The organism is Ruegeria jejuensis (genome assembly GCF_041537905.1).
Lineage (GTDB): Bacteria > Pseudomonadota > Alphaproteobacteria > Rhodobacterales > Rhodobacteraceae > Ruegeria_C.
Genome location: NZ_JBGRUO010000035.1, coordinates 20,840 through 32,961, shown reverse-complemented (window position 1 = coordinate 32,961; position 12,122 = coordinate 20,840). Strand labels below are relative to the sequence as shown.

The window sequence follows — 12,122 nt, the reverse complement described above, 5'->3', positions numbered from 1 at the left end:
TGGGAAAACCCTCTGTCAATCGAGGCAAAATCACCTCGATCAACAGGAAACTCCCAACTCAACAAACCGCGAAACATATCCCGCGTAAGCACAACTCACGCCAAACAGAGCCCATATCGCGGAGCGATTTAGTGCTTGAGCCCACACTTACCAAATGCTGCAGTGTGAGCTAGTGTCCGAATGTCGCTTAGTCGCCTACGTTGGCGCGTCGGCTCAGGAAGTTGGAGGCAGCGCCAAGAAGCACCATTGGTATGAAGGTCGCTAGCGTCAATGAACCGAGATACCATGAGATTGTATAAGTCAGCCAAGAGACCTCGGTAACGTTACGACGAGAGACCACGAAGTATCGTGTTTCAGTTGAGAAGCCGTTGAGGGCGTCCCCACCAATTATCAGTGAAAACACGCAAAAAAGCGCAAATGAAGGAACAGCAACTAACGCAAATCCCGCGGAAGCTGTTTCGAGGACATCGCTTGATTTCGTTTTCGTCTGCGTCATTGAAGTCCTGTACGTGCGCTGAAAATCGTATCTCCTTTTGGGCCGTTGAGCCAGACAATATGCGCCTACCAGACCGCGCACGGTCTTAGCTTCGAATAGGATATGCGCCGGGAGCAGACGTTTATGGCGAAAGATCGAGCGGCAGCAAAGTCCGCTCCGCCGCCGCCGTTGGCCCCGTCGAGGCAGCTCATAAGCCTTACCGAACCCGTCGGATGACCTCAAAGAGCCCATAATGCCCTTCTGCATACTGCTTGGCTTTGCACGCGCAGCAATTCTATGAAGAAATTGTGCCGCAACACTAAATTTCTGAAATCACAATAGGCGGCTTCTTCCTATCTGAGTCGTTGCTCATAGTCATACAGACCAATTAGATCAGTCACTTCCGCCTCGTAGGCGCCAAAGGTATCAACTTCATTGTTGCCCATGAAATATAGGAGCCTGAGAAACAAAGTGTCTGCAACGGTCGCGTATTTATAACTGTATGCGAGATTGAGCGCACTGGGCGTGTATCCTTCAAACGGCAACAATCCGGCAGCTACAAGTAGCTGTTTTGCAAAGCACTCGTCTATGTGCTCGGGCGTTAAGTAGGCGTAAGCCTTGTGCCGCCCACTTCGAGAGGGGGCCAGAATCCGGCAGTGCGTACCTTTAAAAAGTCGCGCAATTTTGTCATCTGTCGCCTGCTCTGAATCGAGACCTTGATTGACGCTTGCATAATACTCAGCTGTCGTATGGTCCCCTAATCGTCGAGCTTTGGACAACAAGAAATCTATGCTTCCAAAAATGATAACTAAGTCTGCTTCACTTAAGTCTCGGGTACTTCTAGATGAGATATTTGCTTTATTGAACACGTCATAAAGAGCAGAACCGGCAGGGAAAGCGAACCTTAGTAAGTGCTGGTTGTTTTCCGTGAGAACGCCATATGACAACCTCTTACCTTCCCACGAAAACGGTCTGGGGGCGCAGTCAGTACATCCTAACGACGCTTTTAAATAGTCTTCTGCCAGTATGTGGTCCGTTACGAGTGGAGAGAAGTCAATTGGTTCGTTTCGGGCGTTTCTAAACCCGTCAACGAGTTTGCCGTTCTCGTCGAATTTGTAGTATTCATCTTTGAATTCATTGAGCTTTTTGTATGATACTTTGTCTGAACCAAGGTCCGGAAGTTGAATACCTTGAGAGTACGCCGGCGGTGAGTTCGAGATGCAAGTAAGAGCAACAAGCAAGATGCAGCACCAGTCGCTAGCAAGTCTATTCATAAAACAATCCGATTTCCTTCTGGAACAGCCTGATGAGTAACGTCATCTAACTAACTGAGACGTATGTCCAGCAGGTCGCCAATACATAGAGTGCCACGGTTCCCGGCTTCAGACTCTCGTCGCGCGACGTGAAGAGTGGTGTGCATGCAGCGAATGTCAGCAAAGTCTGCAATGCCGACCTCTGCGCAGAAAGAAGAACAGGATCTGTCTGGGCCAGAAATGTTTGACGTTTGGATGGGGATTGCATGAGGCGGCGTATATCTTTCTGCCAGTTCTGGCCTCCGAAAGAGCCAAAGCTCCGAGACGTCCCACACGCTTTGAACGCTGATGCGGTTGCGATCCGGTCGACCCCGGGGATGGAACCTGCTATCGCAGTGGCATCCAGACCAGCCAGATACAGCCCGGAGTAGCGAACATGGATGACGACACCCCCACAGGCGAGCTGACCCTGCGCACCATGGCGATGCCTCGGGATGTGAACGGCAACGGCGACATTTTTGGCGGCTGGGTGCTGAGCCAGATGGACATGGCGGCGGGAATCACGGCCGGGACCCGCGCCCAGGGCCGCGTGGCGACGGTGGCGATTGATGCGATGAAGTTCATCCGCCCGGTGCAGGTGGGCGATGTCTTGTGCGTCTACAGCCATATCCAGCGAGTCGGGCGGACCTCGATGGCGATCGGGCTCGAAGCCTGGGTGCTGCGGGATCGCATTGGATCGCGGCAGAAAGTGACCGAGGCGGTGTTTACCTTCGTGGCAATCGATATCGAGGGGCGGCCACGGCCCGTCGAGGGCTGAGCGTTACTTCGAAATCAGAACCTTGCCGGGCTTTTGTTTGGGCCATTTGCCGTTGCCCTGCTGGATCACATGGACCAGTTCATGGGCCAGAAGCTTTTCGTTCTTGGCGTCGCCCGGTTTGGCCAGATAGATGTTGAACCCGTCGGTAAAGGCCTTGGCCTTGACCTTCTTGCAGACCTCTTTGCAATCACCGCCCACATGCAGGCGCACCTTGTTCAGCTTCGCCTTTTTGAATTCCGCTTCGATGCCCTTCTTGACGCCGGCAGGCAGCTTCAGCTCTTTGGTGCCCTTGGGAAGCGCATCACATTTCTTCAGCCGCGCCTTTTTGCCCTTGAGCGGCTCGGCGATCTTTTTGACGTCTTCTGGTTTGAGGGCCATTGGGCGGGTCTCCGGTTTCAGGTGATCGGGATCGAGCTAAACCGTAAGCGCGCCTGCGGTCTGTGAATGTTTTCACAGCGCCGGGGCGTTTGGGAGGACCGGGCAGGGGGGCTGCCCGGTCTTCGCAGGCTCAAGCCAGCGTAATTTCGTCCGCGCTTTCGCGACCGTCGCGACCGGCGCGCAGCTCGTAATTGACCTTCTGGTTGTCGGCCAGACCGGTCAGCCCGGCGCGCTCGACCGCGCTGATATGGACAAAGACGTCCTTGCCGCCATCATCGGGCGCGATAAAGCCGTAGCCTTTGGTGGTGTTGAACCATTTCACGGTGCCTTTGGGCATGCCGCAGTCTCCCTTTTCATAGTTGCTGCCCGCTTGGGTGCGACAGCCCGGCGTCGTTGTCTGGATCGATAGACTGAACGCCGGTGGTCGGAGACAGTGGTCGATAGCATAACGTAGCGCCCCAGATATGCCATCCGATCCGCCATCGGGCAAGTCTTGCCATTGCTCGGACGTCGACGCGCGGCGGACAAAATAGCGGAAATCTGCTAGGATAGGGCGGTCAAAACAGCCAAGGGGAGGGCGATATGGCCTATGTGACAATCACCACCTGGGAAAATGCCGATGGGGTCGATTATGACCTGACCATCCAGCGGATCACCGAAAAACGCCTGCCAGCGCTGCGCGATCTGGGTGCGACTCGGGTGACCGTGGTGCGCACCAGCGAACGCACAAGTGCTGCGATCAGCGAATGGCCCGATGCCGCCACCCGCGATGCCGCTGAAACCGCCATTGCCGCCGTGCGCAGCAAAGTCCAGTCCGAGGACTTTTCACGTATGACTGGAGAAATGAGGGGGGAGGTTGTCGCAGAGGTGTAGGATGGGTGTTGCCACCCATCCCGAGCTCGTACTCAGCCGGTTCAGGCGAGTTGGATGTTTGTCGCGCTTTCGCGGCCGTCACGGCCAGCTTCGACGTCAAACGTCACTTTCTGGTTGTCGGCCAGGCCGGTCAGGCCTGCGCGCTCAACAGCGCTGATGTGGACGAAAACGTCCTTGCCACCGGTTTCCGGTGCGATGAAGCCGAAGCCTTTGGTGGTGTTGAACCATTTCACGGTGCCATTGGCCATATCCGTGGTCTCCTGTTTTGATCTGTTGCCCGCGTCAGTGCGGCAACCCGGCGTAGTCGGTCTGGATCGATAGACTGAACGCCGTGTGAAGGAGACAGTGGGTCGAAAAAGAATAACGTAGCGCGTTTTACATGGGCGCGAACGGTTTGGATTGCAAGAGATTTTGCGCCGTGCACGGCAAAGCGGCGGTTTCCCCCGCCATTTGGGCAAACCGAGGCGCGGCATGGGCGTTTGCCCTGCCGAGATCTGTTTTATGTCTCTGTCCGTTTGGGCGAGACCCGGAAAGTGGCGGCGCCGCCAATGCGGAAGGAGGGACGGGGTGATTCCCCCGCGCCATGAAGCTGTCATATGCGCCCCTTGTGCCAGAAGGGGCCCGTTTCCTGTTGGGCCGGGGTGTCAGGCCCGGACCGATGTCGCGACGGAGGGGAGTTTTGCCCGCAGCCGGTTAAGGTGCGGTGAGCAGGGCGCGCGGTGGCCCAAACGCCGCGTCCGCGCTAGACTGCCCGCATTTCCTGGCCCCGAGTTGAGGATTTCCATATGTCCGCACCGCATATTGTCACTGTGATCGGCTATTTCTCGATCCCGTCCGAAAACGCCGCCGCCTTCCGCGAGAACTGCGCCGCCATGGTGGCGTTGCGCGACAAGGAACCGGGTCACCTGGCCACGGCCTATGGCTTCGGCGCGGATGGCACGGCGGTTTCGCGCGAGGATTATGAAAGCGCCGAGGCGGTGCTGCGGCATATGCAGGTGGGCAGCCATATCTTCGAAAGCACCCAGGCGCTGGTCTCGATCACCGGGGTTGAGCTGCACGGGCCAGCGGATGAGCTCGACAAGCTGCGCGATCTCTTCGGCGCCATGTCACCACGGTATTTCGTCACGGAATACGGGTTCAGGCGTTAAAGCCGCCTATTGAAGGATGGCGCGGCCCTGATTGAAGGGCCGCGACCTGAAACTCGGTCAGAGCATCTGGTAGCTCACCGGCACAAAGCGAAAACCCTCGCCGCGCTGTTCGACAAAACCCGCGGCCGGGAAGGGCATGTGATAACCGATCATCGGCACCCGATCGGCGGCCAGCATCCCCAGCACATCACGGCGGGATTGCGTGGCGGCGGCTTTGTCCATGTCGAAGGTGACCTCCCATTCGGGATGGGCGAAGGACCAGACATAGTGGTTCGCCAGATCCGCGGTCAGCACCAGCTGCTGCCCGCCGCTGTCCAGCAGATAGACCATATGTCCCGGCGTATGGCCAAAGGCCGCCTTGGCCGTGATGCCCGAGGCGACACTGCCGCCATCTTCGATAAAGCTCATCTTCTCGGCCATCGGCGTGACATTGGCTTTGACCATGTCGCCCACGCGGTTGCCCTCATCGGCCTTGGCCCAGAAATCATACTCGTTTGATGCGGTTACGTAGCGCGCATTGGCAAAGGTCGGTGCGCCATCCGTCATCATGCCGCCGATATGGTCGGGATGCATATGGGTCAGCACCACCACGTCGATCGCATCGGGGCTGACCCCTGCGGCATCCAGCGCGGTGATGATGCCGCCCTGGCCCAGCCCGGTGTCAAACAGAACCAGCTCACCACCGGCATCCACCAACGTGGGTGTAAAGAAGAACTGCGCGCTGTCGGCGGGGATGAAGTTCTCTTCCGAGACCCTCTGAAAATCCTCGTCCGACGCGCCGCCGCCGAAGATCTCTTGGGCGTCATCCCGCACGACGCTGCCATCCAGCAGTGTTGTGACCGTCATGTCGCCCAGATTGAAGGTGCGCGCGACCGGGCCAGCGGCCTTGCCACCATGGCTTGCTGCCAGCGACGGGGTGGCGATGGCTGCCGCGGGCAGGGCGGCAGCGGATGCAAGCGCAGCGCGGCGGGTGAGTTTGAGTGTCATGGTCTTACTCCTGTTGGTGGCTTCCTTCGCGAGATAGGTCGCGAAACCGGACTTCCTAGTCCTGATTTATCGCATCTATGTGATATCTGTAGAGAATGTTAAAATCTTAATCCATGGCACCGAACAAAACAGTCCCGACCGACGCTGATGTGAATGCGTTTCTGAACGCGGTGGAACCTGCTTCGAAAGCCGCCGACGCGCGGGTGTTGGACAAGTTGTTTCGCCTGGTGACCGGGTTCGAGCCGGTGATGTGGGGGCCCTCTATCGTGGGCTATGGCCGCTATCACTATCGCTACTCGTCGGGCCGCGAGGGCGACTTTCTGGCCACCGGGTTTTCACCGCGCAAGGCGGCCCATTCGATTTACATCATGCCGGGCTACACGGATTTCGGGCCAATCCTATCGCGGTTGGGCAAACATAAGACGGGCCGCTCCTGCCTTTATGTGAGCAAGCTGACGGATATCGACCTGGATGTTCTGGGCGAGTTGATCAGCGCGGGTCTGCGCGATCTAAACAGCCATTGGCCGGTCACCCCGACCTGAGCGTGAGTTCGGCAACCGAAGCCGCCAAGCTTCACCGCGCGTTGCGGGCCTGTGCGAAGGACAGCAATCGCTGTGCGTTTTCATCCCATAAGTGCAGGCGCGCATTCGACAGGCTTTCGCGGATCGTCATCCTGTTGCTGTGCGCCAGTACCGTGTGATCGCGCAGAACCTCGGGCAGCCGATAAAAGGGAATGCGGCTATAAAGGTGATGGACATGATGAATGCCGATATTGGCGCTCATCCATTGCAATGTGCGAGGCAGCACATAGTGGGAACTGCCATGCAGGGCGGCGTCATGCAGGTCCCATTCGCTCTCTGCTGCCCAATGGGTGGTTTCAAACTGGTGCTGGACATAAAACAGCCAGACGCCTGCCGTCGCAGCAAGCAGCGTTGTGGGCAGGAAAATCAGCAGGATCGGCAGCGCGCCCCCGAAATAATAGATCAGCGACAGCGCGATCAGGATGCCCGCATTGGTGCACATCGCGCTGATCCAGTATTTCGCCTTGTTGGTGAACCCCAAGGGCAACCTGTTCTGCAGGAAGAAAAGATAGCCGGGGCCCAAGCCGAACAGGACGATGGGATGGCGATACAGTCGGTACATCAGGCGTTTTGATGGCGACAGGTCACGATATTCGGCAACGGTCAACGTATGAATATCGCCTATCCCCCGCCGACCCAGATTGCCCGAGGCGCTGTGGTGCATGGCATGTGACCGGCGCCAAACATCATAGGGCGTCAGGGTCAGAATGCCGATGCCGCGCCCCAGCCAGTCGCCCAATGTACGGTTGCCGAAAAACGCGCTATGCCCGCAATCGTGCTGGATCGCAAACAGGCGCAACAGAAAACCCGCGTTACACAGCGAGATCGCAAGCGTCAGCCAGAGGCTGATCGAGAGCGCATACCATGCCAGCGCCCAGAGCAGGATGAACGGCCCCAGGGTGACGGCAAGCTCGAACACGCTGCGCAGCCCGTCCGGTTCGCGATACTTAGAGAGGATCTTGATCCAATCCCGCGCATGTGTTGGGTCGGGGCTTTGCCCAAAAGCTCGGGAATTGTGAGTCATGTGCCTGCTACTTGTCGTTATGGGCCATCGTGATAAACGAAAGCTACAGGTAAGCAACGCCTAATGCCTGTTCCCGTGGTGATCCGTGCCGATTGAGGCTGGGCATGTACCGGTTTGCTGGACAAAGCGGTGCCGCTGTGACAACAGACGCGCCAACAGGAGACTCCCATGACCACCACCCGTTTCGCCCCCTCGCCCACAGGCTATATCCATGTGGGCAACCTGCGCACCGCGTTGATGAACTACCTGATCGCCCGCAAGGCGGGCGGCACCTTCATCCTGCGCATCGACGACACCGACCCGGAGCGCTCGAAAGAAGAATATGTCGACGCCATCAAGCAGGACATGGACTGGCTAGGCCTGCATTGGGACCGGGTCGAGCGGCAATCAGACCGGCTGGACCGCTATGCCGAGGCTGCGGACAAGTTGCGCGAGATGGGGCGGTTCTATGAGGCGTTCGAAACACCGACCGAGCTGGACCTCAAGCGCAAGAAGCAACTAAACATGGGCAAACCGCCGGTCTATGACCGAGCCGCCCTCAGCCTGAGCGATGATGAGAAAGAAATGTTGCGCGCCGAGCGCGGCAATGGCGTCTGGCGGTTCAAGCTGGATCAGGAACGGATCAACTGGACTGACGGCATTCTGGGCGACATCTCGATCGATGCCGCCTCGGTATCCGACCCGGTGCTGATCCGGGGTGATGGGCAGGTGCTCTATACGATTGCCTCGGTGGTGGACGATACCGAGATGGGCGTGACGGATGTGGTGCGCGGCTCGGATCACGTGACCAACACCGCCACCCAGATCCAGATCATCGAGGCGCTGGGCGGTACCTGCCCGCGTTTTGCGCACCATTCGCTGCTGACCGGCCCGCAGGGCGAGGCCTTGTCCAAGCGTCTGGGCACTTTGGCGCTGCGCGACTTGCGTGAGGCGGGCGTGCAGCCGATGGCGCTGCTCAGTCTGATGGCGCGGCTGGGGTCCTCGGACCCGGTCGAGCTGCGCAGTGACATGAGTGAACTGATCGAAGGATTCGACATCACCCGCTTTGGCGCGGCCCCCACCAAGTTCGACGTGCAGGACCTTTATCCTCTGACAGGGCGGTATCTGCAGTCGCTGCCGCTTTCGGCGGTGGCCGACACCATTGCGGGGCTCGGCGTGCCGCTGGCGATTGCCGAGCCGTTCTGGCTGATGGCGCGCGAGAACATCACCACGCTGAACGACCTGGCTGGCTGGTGGGCGCTGTGCCGCGACGGGGCCGAGCCGCTGATCGCTGCCGAGGATATCGATTTCATAGCGCAGGCCATGACGCTGCTGCCCGACGGGCCGCTGGGACCCGATAGCTGGGGGGAATGGACATCGGCGGTGAAAGAGGCGACGGGCCGTAAGGGCAAGGGGCTGTTCATGCCGCTGCGCAAAGCGCTCACGGGGATGGAGCGCGGGCCGGAGATGGCCACGCTTTTGCCGCTTCTTCAGGTGATCCGCGCGCGGGGCTGACCCTACTCGGTCTTGCGCAGCACCATGCGCAGGCCGGTGCAAGGCAGCTCGATCTCGGAGGGGAACCGGCGAGACAGCATTGCCAGGTTCTCCGCCGACAGCTTTCGGTGGTCAAACGCACCATGCGACGTGGCTTCCAGCCAGTCAAATAGCGCCTGCAGGTTCTGGTAGTGCAGCGGGATTTCAGGCCAGTCCAACCTTTCGACGGCAAGAGCGCGCGGCGCGATCAGCGCGCGCCAGTCGGCCTCGTCCATGTAGACATTTTCTCTCATCGCCGAAGCGCCGTCCGGCATCATGAGCAACAACTCTATAAGAGTTTCAATCGGTGCGCCGAGGAACTCGGTGACCATCCGCCCGCCCGGGCGCAGGGCCCGTTCGACCTCGCCAAAAAGGCGTTTCTGGTCGAGTACCCAATGCAGCGCATAGTTCGAGTAGATCAGATCGACGCAGCCATCGGGCACCATTGAAAGGTCTTCGGCGGTTGTCTGGACAAACCGGGCGGTCGGGAAACCCGATCCAAACTGCGCGCGCGCCTGCGCAAGGCGCTGCGGGTCGGGATCGATTGCGGTCAACTGGCCGCCGGGTCCGATCCGAAGCGCCAGTTCCGCAGTCAATTCTCCGGTGCCGCATCCCATATCCAGTACATGTTCACCCTCTTCGGGCGCGGCAGTCTCGATCAGGCGCAGACCCCGGTCCCGCTGCCAGTGGCTGACTTGCGAGTAAAGTCGCGCAAGTTCGCGCGTGTCGCGCAGCGATCCCGCTGGAGCGTCCTGCATGCCCTATCTCCTCGACTGACACCGCCCAAGCGGCGCTATGCATCTACATTGCCGGTCTTGTCGCACAGGTTAAGGCTCTACTGGAACCAGCCATCCACCGTATCTGCGTTCTCTTCCACCCAGGCCTTGGCGAATTCCGCCGGGTCCTGGTTTTCCACCGCCAGCGCATAGGTCATTGCTGACAGCGTGTCGGTGTCCAGTGAGACGCGGCCCAGCATCGCCGCCACTTCGGGCTGGTCGGCTTCTAGCGTGGCGGCATAGCCGATATTGAGCGAGGCGGTATCCCAGGCGACGCCGGCTGTCGATTTCTCCAGCCAACCCGGCGTGGGCGAAGGCGGCACGATCACCCATTGGCTCGCGTCATATGCCGGTTCGTCCAGAACCACCAGATCATGGCTTACAAACATGTGATGCGGGGTATAGCAGAAGAAGACGATGTCCCTGTCCGCCTTGATCGCAGCCTCAACATCCGCCAGTGCTGCGGCTTCCTCCATCACCTTCAGGTCCATGGTCTTGTCGTAACCATAGGACCGGGCGCGGATCTGTTCGATCGGGGTTGACCCCCAACCGTCCGCACCGATCCAGACCTCGCCTTTGCCATCGCCATCAGTGTCAAAATGCTTGGCCATATCCGGGTCGCGCAACTGCTTGATGTCGGTGATCCCGGTTCTGTCGGCAGTGCCTTTGGAGACGCACATCGCCTGCGTGCCCTCGGCCGCGTGCGGCTTTAATTTGATCGACTTCTTGCCATCGACATATTGGCGTCTGAGGTGATCGAGGTTGGGCATCCAGGCCTCGGGATGGACATGAATCGTTCCCGCATCCATGCCCTCGAACACGGCCGTGTTGGACCCGTCCTGCAACGCCACCTCCAGGTCGAGCCTGTCCTCGACCGCGACTTTCAGAATATGCGCCGTCGCCTGAACCGAAGGCCAGTTCGGCACGCCAATCACCACGTCTGCCGCCATCGCTGCAGGCGCGTGGGACATCAACGCCGCCGCGCAGCAGAGTGTCATCAGCTTGTTGGAAAACATATCGAACTCCTCTGTGAAAGGATTGTCGATCAACGAAAGGACCCGGATGCGCATCCATGACATCAATCGCTTATGCCATGATGATACTGAACTCCCGGAGGAATTTCCATTGATTGCGTGGGTCGCTGGTTTTCTGATCCCAAACCGGCTTGCCCGGTCCCGTCTAATTGCCTCAGAGCGCGCTGACCAGATTCACCCCAATCCGCGCCAGCCGGTCATCGACAAAGCGGGTTTCGTCGGGGCTCAGCGCCTGATGGCGGGCATAGCGGGGGGCTGCGCGGTCATTCAGCACCGGGCCGGTCCAGCCGTCGGTGGTGGCGATAAAGCGGTCGACCCCCTCGGGGCCATAGACCCGTAGATAGCCCTGAAACACCACGTCCAGATAGCTCAGCACGATGGGATGCGCGGCCGTTGCTGGCGCGTGTTGATGTTCGGGCACCGCATATACCGCGATCTCGACCGGTTTGCTCAGCGGATGCGCGACGGCCTCGGTCGCGGCGATGCGGTCATAGGCCCATTCGCGCTCATCCAGTGCCTGCCAGTCATCACCCGGCACATGGGCGATCATGCCGTCGATCTCGGCGTGCGGGTCGGGGATCGCGGTCAGGAAGGCCACGGGGCGCAGGTCGGTATGGCGCCAGGCCCGCCGCCAGCCGCGCAGCGTGGCGCGCTGGGGGTCGGGAAAGTCATGGGTGGCCGTGTTCACCAGGCTGCCATAACCAAAGAAATAAGGATCTGCCATTGATTGTCCCATGCGCAAGAGGGCGATTGATGTATGTCAAACCGATATTTTGCCGCTTGTGCAATACAGGCGCATCACTTTCTTGCGAGGATTTCCGATGCGCATCACCAAACGGACGAATATCGCCATTCGATTGCTGATGTATTGCGCGGCGCATCGCGACCGGCTGGTCACCAAATCCGAAGTGGCGGGCGCCTGCAATATCTCGGAAAACCACCTAGCCCATGTGATCAATCAACTTGGCCAGCTTGACATCCTGCACACAGTGCGCGGCCGGAAGGGTGGTCTGGCGCTGGCGGTGGCGCCGGACGAGCTGCGGATCGGTCAGGTGTTCCGCCAGATCGAGGGCGATCTGCCGATTGCCGAGTGCTTTGCCGATGCCGACAATTCCTGCCCGCTGACCGAGGCCTGCCGCCTGCGCATCGCGCTGCAGAACGCCGCCGAGGTCTTCTATGCCTCGCTGGATGAGATCACGCTGGATGCGCTGGTCTGCGGCAACACCGACCTTTTGCGCCTGCTACAACCGGTTCCCTGCGGCCG

General features: G+C 59.3%; 15 protein-coding genes and 1 pseudogene. 6 read left to right on the top strand and 10 right to left on the bottom strand.

Annotated features, from left to right (window positions below; genetic code table 11):
- Positions 1 to 187 precede the first annotated feature (187 nt).
- Together AB1E34_RS24725 and AB1E34_RS24720 are read right to left on the bottom strand one after the other, a co-directional pair.
- Entirely contained in the window at positions 188 to 496 is a 309-nt protein-coding gene (locus AB1E34_RS24725; protein WP_372574960.1) for a hypothetical protein, read from the bottom strand.
- A gap of 332 nt (positions 497 to 828) precedes the next feature.
- Positions 829 to 1,749, bottom strand: a complete 921-nt coding sequence (locus AB1E34_RS24720) for a hypothetical protein (protein WP_372574959.1) — start codon at positions 1,747 to 1,749, stop codon at positions 829 to 831.
- Between the two features lie 415 nt (positions 1,750 to 2,164).
- On the opposite strand from AB1E34_RS24720, the gene AB1E34_RS24715 reads away from it, so the two are divergent.
- A complete protein-coding gene (locus AB1E34_RS24715) occupies positions 2,165 to 2,545 on the top strand; it encodes an acyl-CoA thioesterase (protein ID WP_372574958.1) in 381 nt (126 codons plus the stop codon).
- 3 nt (positions 2,546 to 2,548) lie between these two features.
- On the opposite strand, the gene AB1E34_RS24710 is transcribed toward AB1E34_RS24715, so the two are convergent.
- The gene (locus AB1E34_RS24710) at positions 2,549 to 2,923 is read right to left on the bottom strand and encodes an eCIS core domain-containing protein (RefSeq protein WP_372574957.1); all 375 of its coding nucleotides are present in this window, start codon (positions 2,921 to 2,923) and stop codon (positions 2,549 to 2,551) included.
- Between the two features lie 130 nt (positions 2,924 to 3,053).
- Positions 3,054 to 3,260 carry a cold-shock protein gene (locus AB1E34_RS24705; protein WP_306196977.1) on the bottom strand — a complete coding sequence of 69 codons (207 nt, stop codon included), beginning with the start codon at positions 3,258 to 3,260 and terminating at the stop codon, positions 3,054 to 3,056.
- A gap of 245 nt (positions 3,261 to 3,505) precedes the next feature.
- Here AB1E34_RS24705 and AB1E34_RS24700 point away from each other — a divergent pair, with 245 nt between their 5' ends.
- The gene (locus tag AB1E34_RS24700) at positions 3,506 to 3,796 is read left to right on the top strand and encodes a hypothetical protein (RefSeq protein WP_372574956.1); all 291 of its coding nucleotides are present in this window, start codon (positions 3,506 to 3,508) and stop codon (positions 3,794 to 3,796) included.
- 41 nt (positions 3,797 to 3,837) lie between these two features.
- Here AB1E34_RS24700 and AB1E34_RS24695 read toward each other — a convergent pair whose 3' ends face one another.
- Positions 3,838 to 4,044: a cold-shock protein gene (locus AB1E34_RS24695; protein WP_306196975.1), complete on the bottom strand. Its 207-nt coding sequence runs from the start codon at positions 4,042 to 4,044 to the stop codon at positions 3,838 to 3,840.
- Between the two features lie 537 nt (positions 4,045 to 4,581).
- Between AB1E34_RS24695 and AB1E34_RS24690 the strand changes: the two genes are divergently transcribed.
- Positions 4,582 to 4,944, top strand: coding sequence for an antibiotic biosynthesis monooxygenase (locus AB1E34_RS24690; protein WP_372574955.1), 363 nt, complete (start codon positions 4,582 to 4,584; stop codon positions 4,942 to 4,944).
- Between the two features lie 57 nt (positions 4,945 to 5,001).
- Here AB1E34_RS24690 and AB1E34_RS24685 read toward each other — a convergent pair whose 3' ends face one another.
- The gene (locus AB1E34_RS24685; RefSeq protein WP_372574954.1) at positions 5,002 to 5,931 is read right to left on the bottom strand and encodes an MBL fold metallo-hydrolase; all 930 of its coding nucleotides are present in this window, start codon (positions 5,929 to 5,931) and stop codon (positions 5,002 to 5,004) included.
- A 113-nt stretch (positions 5,932 to 6,044) separates the two neighbouring features.
- On the opposite strand from AB1E34_RS24685, the gene AB1E34_RS24680 reads away from it, so the two are divergent.
- Entirely contained in the window at positions 6,045 to 6,473 is a 429-nt protein-coding gene (locus tag AB1E34_RS24680) for a DUF1801 domain-containing protein (protein WP_372574953.1), read from the top strand.
- Positions 6,474 to 6,504: 31 nt separating this feature from the next.
- Here AB1E34_RS24680 and AB1E34_RS24675 read toward each other — a convergent pair whose 3' ends face one another.
- Entirely contained in the window at positions 6,505 to 7,536 is a 1,032-nt protein-coding gene (locus tag AB1E34_RS24675; RefSeq protein ID WP_372574952.1) for a fatty acid desaturase, read from the bottom strand.
- Between the two features lie 168 nt (positions 7,537 to 7,704).
- On the opposite strand from AB1E34_RS24675, the gene gltX reads away from it, so the two are divergent.
- On the top strand, positions 7,705 to 9,030 hold the full coding sequence (gene gltX, locus AB1E34_RS24670) for a glutamate--tRNA ligase (protein WP_372574951.1): 1,326 nt from the start codon (positions 7,705 to 7,707) through the stop codon (positions 9,028 to 9,030).
- A gap of 2 nt (positions 9,031 to 9,032) precedes the next feature.
- On the opposite strand, the gene AB1E34_RS24665 is transcribed toward gltX, so the two are convergent.
- The 3 genes from AB1E34_RS24665 to AB1E34_RS24655 form a co-directional block, all read right to left on the bottom strand.
- Positions 9,033 to 9,806, bottom strand: a complete 774-nt coding sequence (locus tag AB1E34_RS24665; protein ID WP_372574950.1) for a class I SAM-dependent methyltransferase — start codon at positions 9,804 to 9,806, stop codon at positions 9,033 to 9,035.
- 77 nt (positions 9,807 to 9,883) lie between these two features.
- Positions 9,884 to 10,840 (bottom strand): ABC transporter substrate-binding protein, encoded by a 957-nt coding sequence (locus AB1E34_RS24660; RefSeq protein ID WP_372574949.1) that lies wholly within the window; start codon positions 10,838 to 10,840, stop codon positions 9,884 to 9,886.
- A 172-nt stretch (positions 10,841 to 11,012) separates the two neighbouring features.
- On the bottom strand, positions 11,013 to 11,582 hold the full coding sequence (locus AB1E34_RS24655; RefSeq protein WP_372574948.1) for a gamma-glutamylcyclotransferase family protein: 570 nt from the start codon (positions 11,580 to 11,582) through the stop codon (positions 11,013 to 11,015).
- A gap of 97 nt (positions 11,583 to 11,679) precedes the next feature.
- Here AB1E34_RS24655 and AB1E34_RS24650 point away from each other — a divergent pair.
- Positions 11,680 to 12,120 (top strand): annotated as a pseudogene (locus AB1E34_RS24650) (RrF2 family transcriptional regulator); the annotation flags it as partial.
- Positions 12,121 to 12,122: the final 2 nt, after the last annotated feature.

Coding starts and splice junctions, on each gene's coding strand:
- AB1E34_RS24725 (WP_372574960.1), bottom strand. CDS start 496: ATGACGCAGACGAAAACGAAATCAAGCGATGTCCTCGAAACAGCTTCC.
- AB1E34_RS24720 (WP_372574959.1), bottom strand. CDS start 1,749: ATGAATAGACTTGCTAGCGACTGGTGCTGCATCTTGCTTGTTGCTCTT.
- AB1E34_RS24715 (WP_372574958.1), top strand. CDS start 2,165: ATGGATGACGACACCCCCACAGGCGAGCTGACCCTGCGCACCATGGCG.
- AB1E34_RS24710 (WP_372574957.1), bottom strand. CDS start 2,923: ATGGCCCTCAAACCAGAAGACGTCAAAAAGATCGCCGAGCCGCTCAAG.
- AB1E34_RS24705 (WP_306196977.1), bottom strand. CDS start 3,260: ATGCCCAAAGGCACCGTGAAATGGTTCAACACCACCAAAGGCTACGGC.
- AB1E34_RS24700 (WP_372574956.1), top strand. CDS start 3,506: ATGGCCTATGTGACAATCACCACCTGGGAAAATGCCGATGGGGTCGAT.
- AB1E34_RS24695 (WP_306196975.1), bottom strand. CDS start 4,044: ATGGCCAATGGCACCGTGAAATGGTTCAACACCACCAAAGGCTTCGGC.
- AB1E34_RS24690 (WP_372574955.1), top strand. CDS start 4,582: ATGTCCGCACCGCATATTGTCACTGTGATCGGCTATTTCTCGATCCCG.
- AB1E34_RS24685 (WP_372574954.1), bottom strand. CDS start 5,931: ATGACACTCAAACTCACCCGCCGCGCTGCGCTTGCATCCGCTGCCGCC.
- AB1E34_RS24680 (WP_372574953.1), top strand. CDS start 6,045: ATGGCACCGAACAAAACAGTCCCGACCGACGCTGATGTGAATGCGTTT.
- AB1E34_RS24675 (WP_372574952.1), bottom strand. CDS start 7,536: ATGACTCACAATTCCCGAGCTTTTGGGCAAAGCCCCGACCCAACACAT.
- gltX (WP_372574951.1), top strand. CDS start 7,705: ATGACCACCACCCGTTTCGCCCCCTCGCCCACAGGCTATATCCATGTG.
- AB1E34_RS24665 (WP_372574950.1), bottom strand. CDS start 9,806: ATGCAGGACGCTCCAGCGGGATCGCTGCGCGACACGCGCGAACTTGCG.
- AB1E34_RS24660 (WP_372574949.1), bottom strand. CDS start 10,840: ATGTTTTCCAACAAGCTGATGACACTCTGCTGCGCGGCGGCGTTGATG.
- AB1E34_RS24655 (WP_372574948.1), bottom strand. CDS start 11,582: ATGGCAGATCCTTATTTCTTTGGTTATGGCAGCCTGGTGAACACGGCC.